We start from the raw sequence: 19,704 nt of genomic DNA, 5'->3' as shown, positions 1-19,704 counted from the left end.
CACCACCACTGCTGATGCTCGCGCCGGGTACCGGATCCCGGCCCCGGAGCGGCCCGGATCGGTACCCGGCGCGAGCATCAGCAGTGGTGGTGGTGGGGCGGGGTCAGCGGATGGCGGCCGGTTCGGGCGTGGGGACGACGTCCGCGCCCGGGGCGTGCGCGTCGTGGTCGTCGTGCGTGTCGTGCGTGTCGTGGTCGTCGAGCATCGACGCCTCGTCGAACGGGAGCGCGCCGGAGAAGACCTGCTCGGCGCGGCCGCGGTCGAACTCGCCGGTCCACGTGCCGACGAGGACGGTCGCGACCGCGTTGCCCGCGAAGTTCGTCAGGGCGCGGGCCTCGGACATGAACCGGTCGATGCCGACGATGAGGCCGACGCCGTCCACGAGGTCGGGCCGGTGGGACTGCAGACCGCCGGCGAGGGTCGCGAGCCCGGCACCGGTGACGCCCGCGGCGCCCTTCGAGGCGATGACCATGAAGACGAGCAGCGAGACCTGCTCGCCGATCGACATCGGCTTGCCCATGGCGTCGGCGACGAACAGGCTCGCCATCGTCAGGTAGATCGCGGTGCCGTCGAGGTTGAACGAGTACCCGGTCGGCACGGTGATGCCGACGACCGGGCGGGAGACACCGAGGTGCTCCATCTTCGCGATGAGCCGCGGCAGCGCCGACTCCGACGACGACGTCGACACGATGAGCAGGAACTCGCGGCCCAGGTAGCGCAGCAGCGAGAACAGGTTCAGGCCGGCGACGACCCGCAGCAGGGTGCCGAGGACGACGACGACGAAGAGCAGGCACGTGGCGTAGAAGCCGAGCATGATCTGCGCGAGGCTCTTCAGGGCGTCGACGCCGGTCGCGCCGACGACGGCGGCCATCGCGCCGAACGCGCCGACCGGCGCCGCCCACATGATCATCGCGAGGACCCGGAACACGAGCCGCTCCAGGTGCTTCACGCCGCGCAGCACGGGCTCGCCGGTGCGGCCCATCGCCTGCAGCGCGAACCCGACGAGCAGGGCGACGAGCAGGGTCTGGAGCACCTCGCCCTCGGTGAGCGCGGAGACGAGCGTCGTCGGGACGATCCCGAGGAGGAAGTCCACGGTCGAGCCGTGCCCGTCACCGGCCGCCGCCGCGCCGGAGCCGGCGAGGTCCTGGCCGAGCGCGAGCCCGGCCCCGGGCTGGACGATGTTGCCGACGACGAGGCCGATCGCCAGCGCCACCGTCGACATCGTGAGGAAGTACCCGAGGGCCAGCCCGCCGACCTTGCCGACCTGGGCGGCCTTGCGGACCGACCCGACGCCGAGCACGATCGTGCAGAAGATGACCGGCGAGATCATCATCTTGATGAGCGCGACGAATCCGGTGCCGAGCGGCTTGAGCGCCTTGCCGACCTCGGGGGCGGCGAAGCCGACGGCGATGCCGGCGAGCACCGCGACGATGACCGCGACGTACAGGTAGTGGGTGCGGTCCTTGCGGCCGGTCGTGCCGGCGGGGGACGTGCTCTGGGTCGGCGAGTCTGCCGGGTGCGCCATGGCGGAACCTCCTCGTTCGGGGCGTGGGTCGAGGATGTGCGCGGGTCCCGCCCGGGGTCTGCCTTGAGTTCATTGCGTACGTGGCGCCGACCACTGGTCGGCGGGCGCCGTCGCGGCACACTGGGGCCGTGGACCCGAGGCGCTGGAGCCTGGCCCGCCAGCTGTTCGCCCTCATGGCGCTCGGTCTGGCGGTCGTCGTCGCGGTCGGGGTCGCCGCCGCCTACGTGCAGGCCCGCGAGACCGCCCTCGACGCGGCCCGGGCCCGGGCGCTCGCCGTCGCCTTCGCCGTCGCCCAGGCGCCCGAGGTCCGCGAGGGCGTCACGGCGGCCGACCCGTCGGTGACGCTGCAGCCCTACGCGGAGGCGGTCCGGGCCGGCTCCGGCACCGACTTCGTCGTCGTCATGAGCCCGGCCGGACGGCGCTTCACGCACCCCGACCCGGCGCGGATCGGCCAGCAGTTCATCGGGCACATCGAGCCCGCGGCGCAGGGCCGGGCGTTCACCGAGACGTTCACCGGCTCCCTCGGCCCGTCGGTGCGGGCCGTCGTCCCCGTCCTCGCACCGGACGGCGGCCCGCCGGGGCGCGTCGTCGGCCTCGTCTCCGTGGGCATCACCCTGGAGAGCGTCGGCCGCGCCCTGGCCGGTCAGGTCCGCGGCCTGCTCGCCGCCGGTGCGGTCGTGCTCGCAGCGTGCGCCGTCGCGGCGTGGCTGCTGAGCCGGCGGCTGCGGCGGCAGACCCACGGCCTGGGCGCGGCGGAGCTCAAGGCCATGTACGAGTACCACGACGCCGTGCTGCACGCCGTCCGCGAGGGGCTGCTCATCGTCGGCCGCGACGGCCGGCTCGAGCTCGCGAACGACGAGGCGCTGCGCCTGCTGGGCCTGGGCACCGACGCCGTCGGCCGCCCGACGTCGGAGCTCGGGCTGCCCGCGGCGCTCGGGGCCGCGCTCGGCGAAGGGGCCGAGCGGTCCGACGAGGTGCACCTCGCGGGCGACCGGGTGCTCGTCGTCAACGCCGCCCCGGCGGTCTGGGAGGGCCGCCGGCTCGGCACCGTCGTCACCCTGCGGGACCGCACCGACCTGCTCGCGCTCACCGGCGAGCTCGACTCGGTGCGGGGCCTCGCGGAGTCGCTGCGCTCGCAGGCCCACGAGGCCGCGAACCGGCTCCACAGCGTCGTCTCGCTCATCGAGCTCGGGCGGCCCGGGCAGGCCCTCGAGTTCGCGACCGCCGAGCTCGCCGGCGTCCAGGAGCTCACCGACCGGGTCGTCGGTTCGGTGGGCGAGCCGGTGCTCGCGGCGCTCCTGCTCGGCAAGGCCGCCCAGGCGGCCGAGCGCGGCGTCGACCTCGTGCCCGGCGACCTCGACGTGCCGCCGGACGCCGCGGACCCGCGCGACCTCGTGACGATCGTCGGCAACCTCCTCGACAACGCGCTCGACGCTGCGCTGTCCGCACCGCCGCCGCGCCGGGTCGTCGTCAGCGCGGTCCGGGCGCCGGCCGCGGACGGCGGCGGGGAGCTCGTCGTCACCGTCGCCGACAGCGGGCCCGGCCTCGACCCGGCGGACGCCGACCGGGCCTTCACCCGGGGCTGGTCGACGAAGCCGGACGGCGGCCTCGTCGGCCGCGGGATCGGGCTGGCGCTCGTCGGGCAGGCGGTGCACCGCAACGGCGGCACCGTCACAGTCTCCTCGCCCGGGCCCGCGGACGACGGCACGCCCGGTGCCGTGTTCACCGTGCGGCTGCCGCTGTGAGCGAGGAAGGCGGCGTCGAGGAGCGCCCCCGTCCTCGCTCACAGTCCAGAGGAGTGAGCGAGGACGGGGGCGCGGCGGTGCCTGGACCGACGAGTGAGTACGGGCCGTTCTTGCCCGTGCGAGCGAGGAGGGAAGGCGGCGCCAGTGAGCGCCCCGGTCCTCGCGAACGATCCATCACAGTGCTCGTGGTGGAGGACGACCCCGTCGCCCTCGATGCGCACTGCTCCTACGTGGAGCGGGTGCCCGGGTTCGTCGTCGCCGGCCGGGCCCGGTTCGGCCAGGACGCGTTGCGGCTGCTCGGGCTCGGCGACGTCGACCTCGTCCTGCTCGACATGAACCTGCCCGACATGCACGGCCTCGACGTGTGCCGTGCCATGCGGGCCGCCGGCCGCGCCGCCGACGTCATCGCGGTGACGAGCGCCCGCGAGCTGTCCGTCGTCCGGGCCGCGGTGTCCGCCGGGATCGTCCAGTACCTGCTCAAGCCGTTCGTGTTCGCGGCGCTGCGGGAGCGGCTCGAGCGGTACGCCGCGTACCGCGGCGAGGTCGCCGCCGAGGGCACGGTCGCGGGCCAGGACGACGTCGACCGGATGCTCGGCAGCCTGCGGGTCGCGGCCGCCAACCGGCTGCCCAAGGGGCTGTCCCGCGAGTCGCTCGAGGCCGTCGTCCGGCTCCTCGAACCGGACCCCGCGGGCCCGCCGGAGGAACGGCCCGCGCTCTCGGCCGGCGAGGTGGGCGAGCGGTTGGGCATGTCCCGCGTGAGCGCCCGCCGCTACCTGGAGCACCTCACCGGGGCCGGCCTCGTCGACCGGGCGACCCGGTACGGCGGGGCCGGCCGCCCCGAGGTGGAGTACCGCCGCCGCCCGTGAACGTCACACCACCCCGATACCGGGCTACGCCCGGGTAACCGTGAGGATGTCGTCCCATGTCCACCGCACCGACCAGCCCCTCAGGCGCGCCCGCGGCGGCGCACACCCCGGCCGCCAGCGTCTCGTACTCGATCACCATCCGCCTCGAGCTGCCGGCCCGGCCGACCGCCGTCAGCGAGCTGACGCACGCGATCGAGGTGACCGGCGGCGTCGTCACCGCGCTCGACGTCACGGCGTCCGGCGCCGACCGGGTCCGCGTCGACGTCACGTGCGCGACCCGCGGCGGCGACCACGCGACGTCCGTCGTCGACGCGCTGCGCGCCCTCGAGGGCGTCGACATCGAGCGGGTCTCGGACCGCACGTTCCTCGTGCACCTCGGCGGCAAGCTGAGCATCGAGAGCAAGGTGCCGATCCGCAACCGCGACGACCTGTCGCTCATCTACACCCCCGGCGTCGGCCGGGTCTGCGAGGCCATCGCCGAGAACCCCGAGGACGCCCGCCGGCTCACCATCAAGCGCAACACCGTCGCGGTCGTCACCGACGGGTCGGCGGTGCTCGGCCTGGGCAACCTCGGCCCGCTCGCCGCGCTGCCCGTCATGGAGGGCAAGGCCGCGCTCTTCAAGCGGTTCGCCGACATCGACGCGTTCCCGATCTGCCTCGACACCCAGGACACCGACGAGATCGTCAAGACCGTCATCCACCTCGCGCCGGTGTTCGCCGGCATCAACCTCGAGGACATCTCCGCGCCGCGCTGCTTCGAGATCGAGGCCCGGCTGCGCGAGGCCCTCGACATCCCGGTCTTCCACGACGACCAGCACGGCACGGCGATCGTCACCCTCGCGGCGCTGACGAACGCGCTCAAGGTCGTCGGCAAGCGGCTCGAGGACGTCCGGCTCGTCATGTCCGGCGCGGGTGCGGCCGGGACTGCGGTGCTCAAGCTGCTCCTCGCGGCGGGCGCGCAGGACGTCGTCGTGTCGGACGTCGAGGGCGTCGTCCACGCGGACCGTCCGGGGCTGGCCGAGTCGCTGCGCTGGACGGCGGAGAACACGAACCCGCGCGGCGTCACCGGCACGCTGCGCGACGCGCTCAAGGGCGCCGAGGTGTTCGTGGGCCTGTCCGCGCCGAACATCCTCGACGGCGACGACATCGCGACGATGGCCGAGGAGGCCGTCGTCTTCGCGCTCGCGAACCCGGTGCCCGAGGTCGACCCGGTCGCGGCGTCCCGGCACGCCGCCGTCGTCGCGACCGGCCGCTCGGACTTCGCCAACCAGATCAACAACGTGCTCGCGTTCCCCGGGGTGTTCCGCGGGCTGCTCGACGCGCAGTCCCGCACGGTGACGACCGACCTGCTGCTCGCCGCCGCGACCGCGCTCGCCGACGTCGTCGCGGACGACGAGCGCAACGCCGCGTACATCGTCCCGAGCGTCTTCCACCCCGACGTCACGAAGGTCGTCGCCGCGGCCGTCGAGCGGGCCGCCCGCAGCGCCGGGACCGCCCGGCACGTCCACCCGCACCACGCGGGCGGGCCGACGCACGACATCGGCGGGCACGGGTGAGCGCTGGCTCCCGGTGGGCGACGAGCCGGACGCCGCTGTTCGTGCTGACGGTCGCCGTCCAGCTCGTCGTCCTCTACTGGCCGCGGCCGGTGTCGACGGGGACGAGCCTGCCGGTCGACAAGCTGGTGCACGCGGCGGTCTTCGGTGCGGTGCTGTGGGCGGGGGCCCGGGCCGGCGTCGCGGTGCGGCCGCTCGCCGCGGTGCTCGCCGTCCACGCCGGGCTCAGCGAGGTCGTGCAGGGCACGCTGCTCGACCGGGACGGCAACGTCCCGGACGCGCTCGCGGACCTCACCGGGCTGCTGCTCGCCGGGCTCGCGCTGCGCCGGTGGCCGGCCGCCGGCGACGGACCGGCCACCCCGGCTGACCGCGGGGCCGCGGACCGGGAATGATGGGGCGCATGGGGACGAGGGCATGGCGCTGACGGAGCGCCTGACGGGTCGGCTGCTCGTCGCCACCCCGCTGCTCACGGACCCGAACTTCGACCGGACCGTCGTCCTCATGCTCGACCACAACGACGAGGGCGCCCTCGGCATCGTCGTCAACCGGCCGCTCGACGTCGACGTCGACAAGGTGCTCCCCGTGTGGCAGCCGCACGTCACCGCACCCGGCCGGCTCTTCAAGGGCGGCCCGGTCCAGCTCGACTCGGCGCTCGGGGTGGTCGCCGTGCCCGGGGACGCCACCGAGCCGGTCGGCGTGAAGCGGATCATCGGTGCCCTCGGCCTCGTCGACCTCGACACCCCGCCCGAGGTCGTCGTCGGCGGCATCGCGGGCCTGCGGATCTTCGCCGGCTACGCCGGGTGGGGCGCCGGCCAGCTCGAGGCGGAGATCGACGAGGGCGCCTGGTTCGTCGTCGACGCCGAGTCCCGGGACCCGTTCACCGACGAGCCGCAGCGGCTGTGGGCCGACGTGCTGCGTCGCCAGCGCGGCGACCTCGCGTTCATGGCGACCTACCCGGCGGACCCGGTCGACAACTGAGCCCGGGCCCGGCGGCCGCGTCCGGCCTGCGGACGATCTTGCGGAACGGATCACACGGGGCTTCCCGTCCGACGTACGGTGACGGTGATCACATCGTCCGTTCGGTGGATGCCGCGGCGCCGGCCGCGGGGCGGGAGGCACGGGTGGATCTCTTCGTCGCAGCGGGACGGCGCGTCCCCAGGCGCACGTTCTCCGTCGTCGTGGCCCTCGCCGGCCTCCTCGTCGCGGCGGTCGTGCCGGCCGCCGGCCCGGCGCAGGCCGCGGTCGTCCCCGGCACGGTCTCGGCGGTCGTGACCGACGCCGGGACCGGTTCCCCCGCCGTCGGGACGTGCCTGCTGGTCCAGGACGCCAACCTCGACGACGCGGGCAGCGACTGCCTCGACGCGGCGACCGACGTGCTCGCCGTGCCCGGTCTCGTGGACGGCGCCGACTACACCGTGACGCTCACCGTCCCGGCGTCGACGGGGCTGCTGCCGCCCGCGGAGACGACCCGCACCGTCACGGCCCCCGCCGAGATCGTCGAGGCGCTGGAGCCCGGTGCCACCTTCCGCGGGACCGTGCTTCTGTCCGACGGCACGGCGCAGCCGTCGACGAGCGTCTACGTCACCCCGGTCGACGACCCGCTGGGCACGGCCAACGAGACCTTCCTCGACGCCGCAGGGCGCTGGTCGGTGCTCGTCCCGCCGGGCAGCTACGTCGTCCGCGTCGTCGACCCGTTCTCCGGGCTCTCGCAGTGGGTCCCCGGCGCGGCGGACCCCGCGGGGGCGACGGTGTTCACCGCCGCCGCGCGCGAGACCGTCACCGTGGACGACACCCTGCCCGGCTGCTGCGGCCTGCCGGTCCCGGCCACCGCCACCGGGCGCGTGACCGATGCGCGGGACGGCAGCCCGCTCGCCGGCATCTGCGTCGGCGTCCTCTTCGACCCGCCGCCCTCGAACGTCGACAGCTGCCAGGCGTTCGGTCTCGGCGAGACGGCCGCGGACGGCACCTACGAGCGTGAGGTGCCGTCCGGCCCCGGCACGTTCTGGGTCGTCGACCCGACCAAGGCCTTCGCCCGCACGAGCCGGCAGATCGCCCCGGAGCCCGGGTCCCGCATCGTCGTGGACGTCGCGCTGGCACCGGCGGGCTCGCTCTCCGGCCGGGCCGTCGACGCCCGCTCCGGAGCCCCGCTCGGCGGCCTGAGCGTCGACGTCTTCGCCGGCCCGGTCGACGAGACCTCGCCGGTCGCGTCCGGCGTCACCGAGGCCGACGGCACGTGGACCGTCGCCGGGATCGACCCCGGCGCGTACACGGTCCTCGTCGGGGGCGACGACACGCACCTCGACCAGTGGCACCCCGGCGTCGACACGCAGGCCGCCGCCCGCACCGTGACCGTCGTCGCCGGGAGCACCCTCGACGTCGGCACCACCCGGGTGCCGCAGGGCGCCGTCCTCACCGGCCGGATCACCGACCGCCGCGGCCGTCCGGTCGCGGGCGCCTGGGTCGTCGTCGGAGGCTTCTCGTCGCGTCTGGGTGCCGGCGAGGGGCGCTGGACCGCACGCACCGGTGCGGACGGCCGGTATCGCATCGGCAACATCGCCCGGCAGCGCCAGTTCGTCACCGTCTACACCGAGGCCGACCAGCCGTACGCGTGGCAGTGGAGCGGGCGGGCGAGCGACCCGGCCGACGCCGAGCTCCTGCTCTTCGCCCACTACCGCACGCTCCGCTTCGACGCGGCGCTCGCCCCGGAGGCCACGCTCACCGTCACCGCGCGCGGCGCCGACCCGGAGTTCTTCAAGAGCTACGACGTGTTCACCCGCAGCGGTGCCCCGGTCGGGTGGGGGATCGACCTCCTCGGTGACGACACCGGTGTCGTCCACGGGCTGCCGACGTCGCAGGTCCTCCTCAGGACGACGGACCCGTCGTCCGAGGAGCTCTGGCTCGGCAGGGACGGCGCCCTCGTCGCGGACCGCGCGCTGGCACGGAGGATCTCCGTCGCCGCGAACAAGCAGACCCGGGTCGTCGTACGGTTCCCGTCCCCGTGACCAGGGTGCGGTGACGCGCAGGGGTTGCCCGGCCCCGTAAAGTGGCGGCGTGAGCACGATGCCCCCTGAGCCGCTGCCGATGCCGTCGTCCCCGGACGGCGGGACCACCGCGACCCTCGAGCGCGAGCTCCTGGAGCAGGAGGTCGAACCGGGCGACCACGAGCGCTTCGCGCACTACGTCAAGAAGGAGAAGATCCTCGAGTCGGCGCTCACCGGCGAGCCCGTCATCGCCCTCTGCGGGAAGGTCTGGGTGCCGGGTCGCGACCCGAACAAGTTCCCGGTCTGCCCGGCGTGCAAGGCGATCATCGACGGTCTGAAGCGCCGCGAGGGGAACGACGACGGGTCCAAGGGCTGAGGGCTGAGGTCTGACCGTCCAGGACGCAGGTCCGCACTCGCCCTGGGCACCGCGGTACCGCACCGCGACGACGGGCATCGTCACGCTCGTCACCCTCGTCGCCTTCGAGGCGATGGCCGTCTCGACCGCGATGCCCGTCGCCGCCCAGGCGCTCGGCGGGCTGCGCGAGTACGGCCTGGCGTTCTCCCTGTTCCTCACGACGTCCCTGCTCGGGGTCGTCGCGGCCGGCGGCTGGAACGACGCCCGCGGCCCGCGTGAGCCGCTCGCGGTCGGCCTGCTCCTGTTCTCCGGCGGGCTCGTCGTCGCCGGGACGGCGTCGAGCTTCGGCGTGCTGCTCGTCGGCCGCGCCGTCTCCGGGCTCGGCGGCGGTCTGCAGGTCGTCACGCTCTACGTCGTCGTGGCGGCCGTCTACCCGCAACGCCTGCAGCCCCAGGCGTTCGGCGTCATCTCCGCGGCGTGGGTGCTGCCGAGCGTGCTCGGCCCGCCCGTCGCCGGGTTCCTCGCGACCCAGCTGTCGTGGCGACTGGTGTTCCTCGCGGTGCCGCCGCTCGCGCTCCTGCCGCTGCCCGTGCTCTGGGCCCGGACCCGCGCGCTCCACGACGACGAGCCGGACGAAGAACCGGACGACGGGCGGGGAGACGGGCCGGACGACGCGACGGCCCCCGGCGGGGNGCCGCGCCCGGTCCCGGCCGCCCGGACGCCGTCGTCCCGCAGCCGGGCGCGGTGTCCGAGCTCGGCGGGCTGCGCCGGCTCGCGCACGGCTGCGGCCTCGCCGCCGGGGCCGGGCTGCTCCAGTGGGGCCTGCAGGGCGGGGGCGGGCTGCCCGCCGCCCCGGTCGTCCTCGCCGGGCTGCTCCTCGGCGCGGCGAGCACCCCGGGGCTGCTGCCGCGGCGGACCCTGCGCCTGGCGCGCGGCCTGGCCAGCCTCGTGGTCTGCCGGGCGATCTTCACCGGCACCTTCTTCGGGGCCGAGACCTTCGTGCCGCTCATGCTCGTCACCGAGCGGGGCCTGAGCCCGACGCTGGCCGGGGTCGCGCTCACCACGGGCGCCGTGGGCTGGTCCGTGGGGTCGTTCATCCAGGGCCGCAGCTCGCTGCCGCTGAGCCGCACCCAGCTGCTGTCGGTCGGCGGCGCCGTCGTCGGGGCCTGCACGCTGGCCCTCGTGCCGACACCCTTCGCGGCGGTGCCCGTCTGGGTGCTCCCGCTCGTGTGGGCGTTCGCCGGCACCGGGATGGGGCTGGCCATGTCGAGCACGAGCGTGCTCACCCTGCGGCTGTCGGTGCCGGGGGAGGAGGGCCGCAACAGTGCGGCCCTGCAGATCGGCGACGCGCTCGGCAGCGTCCTCGGCATCGGCGTGGCCGGTGCGATCTTCGCGGCCCGGCACACGTCGGACGGCGCGGACGCCGCCGTCTTCGCGCTCCTGTGGGCGGTGCTCGGCGGTACGGGGGTCGTCAGCGCCCTCGTGGCGCGCCGGGTCGCGAACGCGCCGCGCCCGTCCCTCGGCTGAGACGCCGAAAACCGTTGGCGCAGCGGGGGTCCCGCGCGGCACAGTGATCACGCCACCGCGGCATCCGGCAGCTGCTCGAGTTCGCGCAGCCTGTCCCGGGCGGGGGCACTGCCTGTGGAGCAGCGACCCAGGTCGCCCGAGGTTCGACTCCTCATCACCCGCGGCGCGGCACGTGCGCGCGGTCCGGCGCCCGCGCCGGACCGTGGCCGGGACGGCTCTGCGGAGCGGCACACCCGTGCCGCTCCCCGCCCGATCGGTCGCACGTGCCGCGCCGTCCCACGCACCACCCCGACCGCTCACGAACGCACCCGAGGAGGGCAGCCATGACCCACGTCACCGTTCCCGACACCGTCCGCACCGTCGTCCGGGTGGACGGCCACGTCGTCGCCGTCCTCGGGGCCGGCCGGCACCGGCTGCCCCGCGTCGGGTGGCCGCGGGCGGCCCGGACCCGGGACGTCCGGCACGTCGACGTCCGGCAGCGCGTCCTGCTCCTCGCGGGGCAGGAGCTCGCCACGGTGGACGTCCCCGGCGTCCGGGTCACCGCGGCCTTCCGGGTCCGTGTCCAGGACCCGGTCGCGTTCCTCGACGTCGCGACGGACCCGTTCGACGACGTCCGGCTCGCGGCCCAGGTGGCGCTGCGGGACGCCGTCGCCCGCCGGACGCTCGAGGAGCTGACGACCCGGCGTCCGGACCTCGCGGCCGACCTCGTCGCGGCCGTGACCCGCCCCGCCGCGGCGGTGGGGGTCGAGGTCCTCGACGGCGACCTGCGGGACGTCAGCCCGCCGGGGGAGGTCCGGCGGGCGCTGCTCGGGCTCGTCACCGCCCGGACCGAGGGGCTCGCGGCGCTCGAGCGGGCCCGCGGTGAGACGGCGGCGCTGCGGGCCCTGGCGAACGGCGCCCGGGTGCTCGCGGACCACCCCGGCCTGCTCCAGCTCCGGACGGCGCAGGTCGTCGGTGCGGCCGGCGGGACGGTCGTCCTGCGGGGCGACCAGGGTGTGACGTCCGGCACCGACCCGGTCGGGTGAGCGTGCTGGGCGGGGTCTACCACGGCCCCGTCCGGCACGCCACGACCCCGGTCCCCGGTGAGTCGTCCCGACGCTTCGACTACGGTCTTGTCCTCGTGAGCGCAGGGGGAGCGGGGCCGGTGCAGAGCCCGTCGGACGGCGCGATCGGGTCGGTCTCGGGGCCCCGGCACGCCAGTGCCGCCGCTGCCTCGCACCTGCCCCCGGCCTTCCCGCAGCGGGCCCCCTGGGGCACCGCGGGCAAGCTGCGCGCCTGGCAGGCCGAGGCGCTCGCGGACTACCTGCGCTCCACCCCGCGCGACTACCTCGCGGTCGCGACGCCGGGCGCCGGCAAGACGACGTTCGCCCTGCGGGTCGCCACCGAGCTCCTCGAGCGCGGCACCGTCCAGCGGGTGACGGTGGTCTGCCCGACCGAGCACCTCAAGAAGCAGTGGGCCGACGCCGCGCACCGGGTCGGCATCCGCCTGGACCCGACGTTCAAGAACAACCAGGGCTCGCACGGCCGCTCGTACGACGGGGTCGCCGTGACGTACGCCCAGGTCGCGACCCGGCCGCTGCTGCACCGGGCCCGCACCGAGGCGGCCCGCACCCTCGTCATCCTCGACGAGATCCACCACGGGGGCGACGCGCTGAGCTGGGGCGACGCCGTCCGGGACGCCTTCGACCCGGCCGCCCGCCGGCTCGCCCTCACCGGCACGCCGTTCCGCTCCGACACGAGCCCGATCCCGTTCGTCGAGTACGAGGAGGACGAGAAGGGCATCCGCCGCAGCCGGGCCGACCACATCTACGGCTACGGCGAGGCGCTGCGCGACGGTGTCGTCCGGCCGGTGATCTTCCTGTCCTACTCGGGGCAGATGCGCTGGCGCACCAAGGCCGGGGACGAGATCGCCGCGAACCTCGGCGAGCCGCTCACGAAGGACGTCACCGCGCAGGCCTGGCGCACGGCCCTGGACCCGAAGGGGCAGTGGATCCCGTCGGTGCTCCACGCGGCCGACAAGCGGCTCACCGAGGTGCGCCGCGGCGTCCCGGACGCCGGCGGGCTCGTCATCGCGACCGACCAGACCGTGGCCCGGGCCTACGCGAAGATCCTCCACGGCATCACGGGGGAGAAGCCGGTCGTCGTGCTGTCCGACGACCCGACCGCCTCGGACGCCATCGAGTCCTACGCGGGCGGCGACCAGCGCTGGATGGTCGCCGTCCGGATGGTGTCGGAGGGCGTCGACGTCCCGCGGCTGGCCGTCGGGGTCTACGCGACGTCGACGTCCACACCGCTGTTCTTCGCGCAAGCCGTCGGGCGTTTCGTCCGGGCCCGCAAGCGCGGCGAGACGGCGTCGGTGTTCCTGCCGAGCGTGCCCGTGCTCCTCTCGCTCGCCGCCGAGCTCGAGGTCGCGCGCGACCACGCGCTCGACCGCCCGGCGAAGGCCGACGACGACTGGTCGCCCGAGGAGGACCTCCTCGAGAAGGCCAACCGCGAGGAGAAGGCCTCCGACGAGCTCAACGGGGCCTTCGAGGCCCTCGAGGCGCAGGCGACCTTCGACCGGGTGCTCTTCGACAAGCAGGAGTTCGGCACCCAGGCCGAGGTCGGCAGCGACGAGGAGCAGGACTTCCTCGGCATCCCGGGCCTCCTCGAGCCCGAGCAGGTCACGACGCTGCTCCGCCAGCGCCAGGCCGACCAGGTCGCGGCCCGCAGCCGCAAGGCCAAGGCCGCCGGCGGCGAGGGCGGCCGGGTCGTCGAGGTCTCCATGCACCGCGAGCTCACCGCGCTGCGCAAGGAGCTGCACAGCCTCGTCGGGGCCTGGGCCCGCCGGACCTCGCAGCCGCACGGGACCGTTCACGCCGCCCTGCGGTCCGAGTGCGGAGGACCCGAGGTGCCGAAGGCGAGCGCGGACGAGCTCCGTGCCCGAATCGACACTCTCCGTAGATGGTTCGTAGGCAAGAAGTGATCATCTCGCTGTGCGACGGCCTCGATCGGTGACATCCTGAGCGCTGTGAGCAGCCCGGACGTGTCGGTGGTCGTCGTCGCCCACGACGTCGCCGCCTACCTCGGGCCGTGCCTCGACTCGCTCGCCGACCAGACGCTCCGCGGGAGCATCGAGGTCGTCGTCGTCGTGGGCGACAGGGACGACGAGACCGGCAAGGTCGCGGCCGCCACGGTGGCCGGTCGGCACGGCTGGAAGGTCGTCGAGGGCGACCCGGCGGCCGGCCCCGGCGGCGCCCGCAACGTCGGCGTCCGGCACGCGACCGGCACCTGGCTGACCTTCCTCGACGGGGACGACCTGCTGCCCCGCCGGGCCTACGAGCGCCTGCTCCGCTCGGCCCGGGCGACCGGGTCCGACCTCGTCGCGGGCGCGGTGCGCCGGTGGGACGGCGAGTCCCTCACGACGTCCCAGCTGCACCGGCTCTCGTTGAGCGAGCCGCTCTCCCGGGGTCACATCACCCGGGACACCCGGCTCGTCTATGACAGCACCGTCTGGAACAAGGTCATCCGGCGCACGACGTGGGACGCCGCGGGGATCACCTTCCCCGAGGGGGTCGTCTACGAGGACATGCCCGTCGCCTTCGCCATGCACCTCGCCGCGACGAGCACGGACGTCGTCGCCGACCCGGTGTACGTGTGGCGCCGGCGGACCGGTCCCGACCGCTCGATCACGCAGCGGCTCGACGAGCACGACAGCCTCGAGCAGCGGATGGCGTCGCTGCGGACGATCGACGACCTCGCGGCGGCCAGCGGGTCGCAGACGCTGCGGGACGCGCACGACGCGAAGTTCGTCGACATCGACCTGCGGCGGATGGTCACCTTCCTGCCCGCGGCCGACGAGCGCTACGTGGTGCGGTTCCTCGAGCTGACCCGTTCGTTCCTCGAGCACGTGCCGGACCGGGTGCTGTCCGGCCGGGACCCGCTGCGCCGCCTCGTCGTCGACTCCGTCCTCAGCGGGGACACCGAGACGCTCCTCGACCTCGCGGTCGCCCGCAACGTCGAGGACCGCCCCGACGGGTTCGGCCGGCTCGCGCTGCTCGGCCCCGACATGCGGGTCCAGGCGAAGATGGCCAGCCACGGGCTGCTCACCGGGCTGCCCTGGGTCCGCAGCACCGCGAACCGGGTCGCGTACCACCTGCTGCCCGGCAAGGTCGGGGACCAGGCGGCCGCGCTGCGCTACGGGCACACCCGGGCGGACGCCGTCGACGTCCTGTCGATCTGAGCGCCCGGCGCGGTCCGGGGCCGGTCGCGGACGGGGCCGTAGCGGCCGGACGGCGGTCAGCCGCGGGCGTTCGCCCGCTCGAGGTCGTCCGGGAAGTCCACCTCGACCGCGAAGTGCGCGGTGATGTCCACCGGCGAGACCTCGAGCCCGTCGACCGCGATCGCCGTCTCGAGCCCGCGCTCGAAGTAGTCCTGCTCGTCGCAGGCGGCCAGGTGCCGCACGAGCGTCGCCTTGTCCCGGCCGGCGACGTAGTTGATCCCGATCGCCTCGCCGAGCGCCCGGCCGCGGATCGTCTTCGACAGCTCCGCGACGAGGCCTCGGTCGTCGACCGTGTACTTGACCTCCTCGTCGGCGGTGGTCGCGGTGTTGACGCAGACCGCCGTCCGGTCCGCCGCGACGGCCGGGCGCAGCGCGTCGAGGATCGCCGGGTCGAAGACGACGTCGCCGTTCATCCACAGCACGCCCTGGCCGGGCTGCGTGAGCCGCAGCGCCTTGAGCAGGCTGCGGTTGGTGTTCGTCTGGTCGTAGCTCTCGTTGTAGGCGAACGTCACGTCGGGGAAGGTCTCCATGACGACCTCGTACTTGAAGCCGACGACGACGAGCACCCGGTGGTCCTCGCCGAACGCGGTGCGCAGGTTGTCGAGCTGCTGCCCCATGATCGTGCGGCCGTCGACGAGCCGGGTGAGCGGTTTCGGGAGGGGGCGGCCGAGGCGCGTGCCGAGCCCTGCGGCGAGGATGACGGCCTGCAGTGCTGCTGCCACGGGACGGCTCCGATCCGGTCGCTCCGGGTGCCCGCGGGGCGCCCGGAAGGGGCTGCCGTCCCGGCCGTCGGACGGCCGCGGCACGCCGGGTGGGCGGGGCCGCGAGGAGCGCCGATGCTAGCATCGGGCCGTCCCGTGCCCTGCGTGGACGCCGCTCGGCCAGACAGATCAGGACGCTTCCTCGATGCTCATGCTTGACCGCGGCCGGGAGCTCGTGGAACGACGGTCCATCCTCCGGCTCCTCGTCGTCCGCGACCTCAAGGTCCGATACTCGTCCTCGGCGCTCGGGTACCTCTGGACGATCATCGACCCCCTCATGATGTCGGCGGTCTACTGGCTCGTCTTCGGCTTCGTGTTCAAGGCCAAGGACCGTGGCCTGGACCCCTACATCGTCTTCCTCGTCATCGGCGTGCTCGCCTGGCAGTGGTTCAACGCCGGTGTGGTCGACACGACGCGCGCGCTGCAGCAGGAGGCCAAGCTCGTCCGATCGACGAACCTGCCGCGGGAGATCTGGGTCCTCAAGATCGTCGGTGCCAAGGGCGTCGAGTTCGTGCTGTCCCTGCCCGTCGTCGGGCTCTTCATGGTCATCCAGGACCGCCCGCCGACGTGGAACGCCCTGTGGTGCGTCCCGCTGGCGATCGTCATGCAGACGGTGCTCATCTCCGGGATCGGCCTGGCCCTGGCCTCGATGGCCGTCCTCGTCACCGACCTGACGCGCGTCGTCCGGATCCTGCTGCGCGTGATGTTCTACCTGACGCCGGTGCTCTACAGCGTCCACATCCTCGAGAAGGCGTTCGACGTCGACGGCATCACCAAGATCGTCGCGCTGAACCCGATGGCGGGGATCATCGACCTCTACCGGCGCGCGGCCTTCCCCGACACCCAGACCCCGTGGCACGTCGTCGGGATCGGGTCCGTCGTCACGGTCGTGATCTTCTTCCTCGGTGCGTCGATCTTCCGCCGCCTCGAGCCCGCCGTCCTCAAGGAGCTCTGATGACCGTGCAGAGCAGCACCCAGGCGTCCGGGGGCGCGCAGGACGTCCGGCCGGTCATCGAGGCCCGCGACCTGGGGATCGAGTTCATCCGCAACCGCAAGCGGCGGCTGTCGCTGCGGGAGATGCTCTTCACCGGGCGGTCGTCCTCCCCGCAGGGCACCTTCTGGGCGCTCAAGGGCGTCAGCTTCGACGTCCGCCCGGGAGAGGCCGTCGGGCTCATCGGGGCCAACGGCTGCGGCAAGAGCACGCTGCTGCGGCTCATCGCCGGGGTCATGCTCCCCGACACCGGGTCGGTCGAGGTCCGGCAGGGCGTGGCCCCGCTCATCGAGCTCACCGGCGGCTTCCTCGGCGACCTCACGGCCCGCGACAACATCTACCTCACCGCCGGGCTGCACGGCCTCTCCCGGGAGCAGGTCGAGGAGCGCTTCGACGAGATCGTCGACTTCGCGGAGGTCCGCGACCGGCTCGACACCCCGTTCCGGCACTACTCCTCGGGCATGCAGGTGCGGCTCGGTTTCGCCGTCGTCACGACGCTCGACGAGCCGATCATCCTCGTCGACGAGGTGCTCGCGGTCGGCGACCGGGCGTTCCGGCAGAAGTGCTACAAGCGCATGGAGGAGCTCATCGGCCACGGCCGCACGCTCCTGTTCGTCTCCCACAGCGAGAACGACCTCAAGCGGTTCTGCAACCGCGGGATCTACCTGCGTCACGGTGAGGTCGTCGCGGACGGCGACCTCGAGGCGTCGTTCAAGGCCTACGTCAAGGACAGCGACAAGGGCTCGCAGAAGTGACCCGCCTCGTCGTCGTGGGCGGGGGCGACGGCGGGAGCGAGGCCCTGGCGGACCAGGCCCGCGGCGCGCGCGTCCCGGTCGGGACCGTCGAGTCCGCGACCGACCTCGCCGCGCTGCGCACGTCGCTGCGGGCGGCGTCCGCGTCGGGCGAGCCCGCGGCGCTCGTCGCCGCCGACCTCGTCGTGCACCCGAGCCTGCTCGGCGACACGCTCGACGACCCGCGGCGCGCCGTGGCGGCGCTCGTCCTGGACGACGGCCGGCTGGGTGCGCTGCGGCTCGACCCGGCCGCCGCGGTCGCGGCCGCCGAGCACCTGCCCGGTCCCGGCCCCGGCGGTGCCCCCGCGCCCGACGGCCTGGACGCCGTCCTCGGCGCGCTGACCGCCGCCGGCACACCCGTCGTCCGCGTGACCCCCGGGCTGCTCGTGGCCCGCCGGCCCGGCTGGGCGCCGGAGGAGCGGGACGCCGCGTTCGACGTGCTCGCCTCGACGAGCGAGCACACGGCCCGGCTCGACGGCGCGGCCCGCCCGGCCGACGGGCTGTACTCGACGTTCGTCGTCCGCAGGCTTTCCCGCCGGCTCACCCCGGTCGCGCTGCGGCTGGGCATGTCGCCGAACCTCGTCACCTTCGTCTCGCTCGTCGTCGGGCTGCTCGCCGCCGGCCTGCTCACCTCGCCCGCCGTGCTGCCCCGGGTGCTCGGCGCGGTGCTGCTCCAGCTCAGCCTCGTCATCGACTGCGTGGACGGCGAGATCGCGCGCTACACGCGGCGGTTCACCCCGCTCGGAGCCTGGCTCGACGGCGTGAGCGACCGGGTCAAGGAGTACGCGGTGCTCGCCGCGCTGGCCGTCGCCGCGGGCGGTCGCACGGGCTGGCTGCTCGCCCTCGGCGGCGTGCTCGTGCTCACCTACCGGCACGTCGCCGACCACCACTTCATGGAGCGCCTGCGTGCCGAGGCGCCGCCGCCGGCGCCCGGGCTCGCGCCGGCCGTGCACGTCGAGCGGGAGACGGCGGCGGTCTGGGTGCGCCGCGTCCTGCAGTACGGCGTCGGCGAGCGCTGGATCCTCCTCGGGGTCGTCGTCGCCGTGGCCGGCCAGACGGCGGCCCTGGCCGCCTACCTCGGGGCCGCGGTCGTCAGCGCCGTCTGGACGACGGGCGGCCGGGTGCTGCGCTCGCGGGCCTTCGGCGGGACGGCGCCCTCGCAGGTGACGTGGCTCGTCCCCGCTCTCGGCTGGGTGCTCGAGGCGCTCGTCGTCGCCGGTGCCTTCGCCTGGCGGGCCGACGACCGGCTCTGGCTCGGGTACTGCCTGCTCGCGGTCGTCGCGTACCACGGCTACGACGAGGTCTACCGGGAGAAGTACCGCGTGCCGGGTGCGCCGCGCGTCGTGCGCGTCGTCGCCCTCGGCCCCTACGGGCGCGCCGCCGTCGTCGCCCTCGCCGCGCTCGGCGGCGGGAGCGCGCTCACGGCCGGGGTCGCCGTCATGACCGTGGTCTTCGCGATGCTCTTCGGCGGCGAGAGCCTCGACGCGTGGATGCGCTGGCTGCGGGCCCGCCCGTCGATGGAGGAGGAGCAGTGACGACGCACGGGCTGGTCCACGACCCGACGGACAACCACCCGGACATGGCGACGCTGCGCGCGGTCTGCCAGCCGCCGGAGACCCTCGGCCGCCGCAACGCCGAGCACTGGGCCGGGCCGCTCTACCTGCGCCGCGGCTCGATCCACGTCACGCGGCTGCTGCTGCCGACGAACATCTCGGCGAACGGCGTCACGTGGCTCATGGTCGTCGTCGGTCTCGCCGGCGCCGCCTGCCTGCTCCTCGGCGGCGTCTGGGGCGCCGTCCTCGCGGTGCTCGGGGTGCAGCTGCAGATCCTGCTCGACTGCAGCGACGGCGAGGTCGCCCGCTGGCGGCAGCAGTTCTCCCCGGCCGGGGTCTACCTGGACCGGATCGCGCACTACACGACCGAGGCCGCGCTGCCGATCGCGCTGGGCGTCCGGGCCGACGGCGGCCTCGGCTCGATCGGCGGCTGGACGACGGTCGGCGCGCTGCTGGCCGTCCTCGTCCTGCTCATCAAGGCCGAGACCGACCTCGTCCACGTCGCCCGGGCCTTCGCGAAGCGCCCGCTGGTGAGCGACGACGCCGCGACGACGGCGCCGCGCGCGGGCCTCGTCGCGACGCTGCGCCGCGCGGCCCACTCGCTGCCGTTCAACCGGGCGTTCGTCGCGATCGAGCTCACCCTGCTCGTGCTGGTGGCGGCCCTCGTCGACCTCGCGACGGGCGGTCTCGACGGGACGCAGTGGCTCGTCGTCCTCCTCGTGCCCGCGGCGCTCGTCACCGTGACCGGGCACCTGGCCTCGATCGTCCTGTCGTCGCGCCTGCGCTGACGGGCCG

At 74.6% G+C, this 19,704-nt stretch carries 16 protein-coding genes and 2 pseudogenes; 16 read left to right on the top strand and 2 right to left on the bottom strand.

What is annotated here, in order from left to right:
• Nucleotides 1-103: 103 nt before the first annotated feature.
• Nucleotides 104-1,525, bottom strand: a complete 1,422-nt coding sequence (locus ECOMGDLI_RS14815) for a cation:dicarboxylate symporter family transporter (RefSeq protein WP_088317587.1) — start codon at nt 1,523-1,525, stop codon at nt 104-106.
• 128 nt (nt 1,526-1,653) lie between these two features.
• Between ECOMGDLI_RS14815 and ECOMGDLI_RS14810 the strand changes: the two genes are divergently transcribed.
• The 12 genes and pseudogenes from ECOMGDLI_RS14810 to ECOMGDLI_RS14755 all read left to right on the top strand — a co-directional run bounded on the left by ECOMGDLI_RS14810 (nt 1,654) and on the right by ECOMGDLI_RS14755 (nt 14,774).
• Nucleotides 1,654-3,270 (top strand): sensor histidine kinase, encoded by a 1,617-nt coding sequence (locus ECOMGDLI_RS14810; protein WP_233153460.1) that lies wholly within the window; start codon nt 1,654-1,656, stop codon nt 3,268-3,270.
• A 188-nt stretch (nt 3,271-3,458) separates the two neighbouring features.
• Entirely contained in the window at nt 3,459-4,136 is a 678-nt protein-coding gene (locus ECOMGDLI_RS14805) for a response regulator (protein WP_233153459.1), read from the top strand.
• 56 nt (nt 4,137-4,192) lie between these two features.
• Complete coding sequence (locus ECOMGDLI_RS14800; protein ID WP_088317586.1) at nt 4,193-5,692, top strand: NAD-dependent malic enzyme; 1,500 nt, start codon at nt 4,193-4,195, stop codon at nt 5,690-5,692.
• Entirely contained in the window at nt 5,689-6,081 is a 393-nt protein-coding gene (locus ECOMGDLI_RS14795; RefSeq protein WP_088317585.1) for a hypothetical protein, read from the top strand. Before ECOMGDLI_RS14800 ends, ECOMGDLI_RS14795 begins: the two co-directional genes overlap by 4 nt.
• 22 nt (nt 6,082-6,103) lie before the next feature.
• The gene (locus ECOMGDLI_RS14790) at nt 6,104-6,667 is read left to right on the top strand and encodes a YqgE/AlgH family protein (RefSeq protein ID WP_088317584.1); all 564 of its coding nucleotides are present in this window, start codon (nt 6,104-6,106) and stop codon (nt 6,665-6,667) included.
• A 143-nt stretch (nt 6,668-6,810) separates the two neighbouring features.
• A complete protein-coding gene (locus tag ECOMGDLI_RS14785; protein ID WP_088317583.1) occupies nt 6,811-8,691 on the top strand; it encodes a carboxypeptidase regulatory-like domain-containing protein in 1,881 nt (626 codons plus the stop codon).
• Between the two features lie 58 nt (nt 8,692-8,749).
• On the top strand, nt 8,750-9,046 hold the full coding sequence (locus tag ECOMGDLI_RS14780; RefSeq protein ID WP_088317594.1) for a DUF3039 domain-containing protein: 297 nt from the start codon (nt 8,750-8,752) through the stop codon (nt 9,044-9,046).
• 10 nt (nt 9,047-9,056) lie between these two features.
• A pseudogene (locus ECOMGDLI_RS36825) lies at nt 9,057-9,717 on the top strand (MFS transporter); the annotation flags it as partial.
• A 1-nt stretch (nt 9,718) separates the two neighbouring features.
• A pseudogene (locus tag ECOMGDLI_RS35935) lies at nt 9,719-10,552 on the top strand (MFS transporter); the annotation flags it as partial.
• A gap of 323 nt (nt 10,553-10,875) precedes the next feature.
• Nucleotides 10,876-11,577 carry a slipin family protein gene (locus tag ECOMGDLI_RS14765; RefSeq protein WP_088317580.1) on the top strand — a complete coding sequence of 234 codons (702 nt, stop codon included), beginning with the start codon at nt 10,876-10,878 and terminating at the stop codon, nt 11,575-11,577.
• Nucleotides 11,578-11,696: 119 nt separating this feature from the next.
• On the top strand, nt 11,697-13,517 hold the full coding sequence (locus ECOMGDLI_RS14760; protein WP_369812753.1) for a DEAD/DEAH box helicase: 1,821 nt from the start codon (nt 11,697-11,699) through the stop codon (nt 13,515-13,517).
• A 45-nt stretch (nt 13,518-13,562) separates the two neighbouring features.
• Nucleotides 13,563-14,774: a glycosyltransferase family 2 protein gene (locus ECOMGDLI_RS14755; protein ID WP_158221008.1), complete on the top strand. Its 1,212-nt coding sequence runs from the start codon at nt 13,563-13,565 to the stop codon at nt 14,772-14,774.
• Nucleotides 14,775-14,830: 56 nt separating this feature from the next.
• Here the strand turns inward: ECOMGDLI_RS14755 and ECOMGDLI_RS14750 are convergent, their stop codons facing one another.
• Nucleotides 14,831-15,535: an NTP transferase domain-containing protein gene (locus tag ECOMGDLI_RS14750; RefSeq protein WP_198954866.1), complete on the bottom strand. Its 705-nt coding sequence runs from the start codon at nt 15,533-15,535 to the stop codon at nt 14,831-14,833.
• Between the two features lie 184 nt (nt 15,536-15,719).
• Between ECOMGDLI_RS14750 and ECOMGDLI_RS14745 the strand changes: the two genes are divergently transcribed.
• The 4 genes from ECOMGDLI_RS14745 to ECOMGDLI_RS14730 are packed head-to-tail and all read left to right on the top strand — an operon-like array spanning nt 15,720 to nt 19,697.
• The gene (locus tag ECOMGDLI_RS14745; RefSeq protein WP_088317578.1) at nt 15,720-16,529 is read left to right on the top strand and encodes an ABC transporter permease; all 810 of its coding nucleotides are present in this window, start codon (nt 15,720-15,722) and stop codon (nt 16,527-16,529) included.
• On the top strand, nt 16,529-17,320 hold the full coding sequence (locus ECOMGDLI_RS14740) for an ABC transporter ATP-binding protein (RefSeq protein ID WP_088317577.1): 792 nt from the start codon (nt 16,529-16,531) through the stop codon (nt 17,318-17,320). The genes ECOMGDLI_RS14745 and ECOMGDLI_RS14740 overlap by 1 nt, the downstream gene beginning before the upstream one ends.
• Nucleotides 17,317-18,891 carry a CDP-alcohol phosphatidyltransferase family protein gene (locus ECOMGDLI_RS14735; RefSeq protein WP_088317576.1) on the top strand — a complete coding sequence of 525 codons (1,575 nt, stop codon included), beginning with the start codon at nt 17,317-17,319 and terminating at the stop codon, nt 18,889-18,891. The genes ECOMGDLI_RS14740 and ECOMGDLI_RS14735 overlap by 4 nt, the downstream gene beginning before the upstream one ends.
• The gene (locus ECOMGDLI_RS14730; RefSeq protein WP_198954865.1) at nt 18,888-19,697 is read left to right on the top strand and encodes a CDP-alcohol phosphatidyltransferase family protein; all 810 of its coding nucleotides are present in this window, start codon (nt 18,888-18,890) and stop codon (nt 19,695-19,697) included. Before ECOMGDLI_RS14735 ends, ECOMGDLI_RS14730 begins: the two co-directional genes overlap by 4 nt.
• Nucleotides 19,698-19,704 lie beyond the last annotated feature (7 nt).

It is taken from the genome of Kineosporia sp. R_H_3, assembly GCF_002198675.1.
Taxonomy (GTDB): domain Bacteria; phylum Actinomycetota; class Actinomycetes; order Actinomycetales; family Kineosporiaceae; genus R-H-3.
This window is presented reverse-complemented; position numbering and strand designations above follow the sequence as displayed.

What these genes read in the sequence shown, in the direction of transcription:
- ECOMGDLI_RS14800 (WP_088317586.1), top strand. Translation starts at nt 4,193, where the DNA reads ATGTCCACCGCACCGACCAGCCCCTCAGGCGCGCCCGCGGCGGCGCAC.
- ECOMGDLI_RS14780 (WP_088317594.1), top strand. Translation starts at nt 8,750, where the DNA reads ATGCCCCCTGAGCCGCTGCCGATGCCGTCGTCCCCGGACGGCGGGACC.
- ECOMGDLI_RS14765 (WP_088317580.1), top strand. Translation starts at nt 10,876, where the DNA reads ATGACCCACGTCACCGTTCCCGACACCGTCCGCACCGTCGTCCGGGTG.
- ECOMGDLI_RS14790 (WP_088317584.1), top strand. Translation starts at nt 6,104, where the DNA reads ATGGCGCTGACGGAGCGCCTGACGGGTCGGCTGCTCGTCGCCACCCCG.
- ECOMGDLI_RS14740 (WP_088317577.1), top strand. Translation starts at nt 16,529, where the DNA reads ATGACCGTGCAGAGCAGCACCCAGGCGTCCGGGGGCGCGCAGGACGTC.
- ECOMGDLI_RS14815 (WP_088317587.1), bottom strand. Translation starts at nt 1,525, where the DNA reads ATGGCGCACCCGGCAGACTCGCCGACCCAGAGCACGTCCCCCGCCGGC.
- ECOMGDLI_RS14745 (WP_088317578.1), top strand. Translation starts at nt 15,720, where the DNA reads ATGCTCATGCTTGACCGCGGCCGGGAGCTCGTGGAACGACGGTCCATC.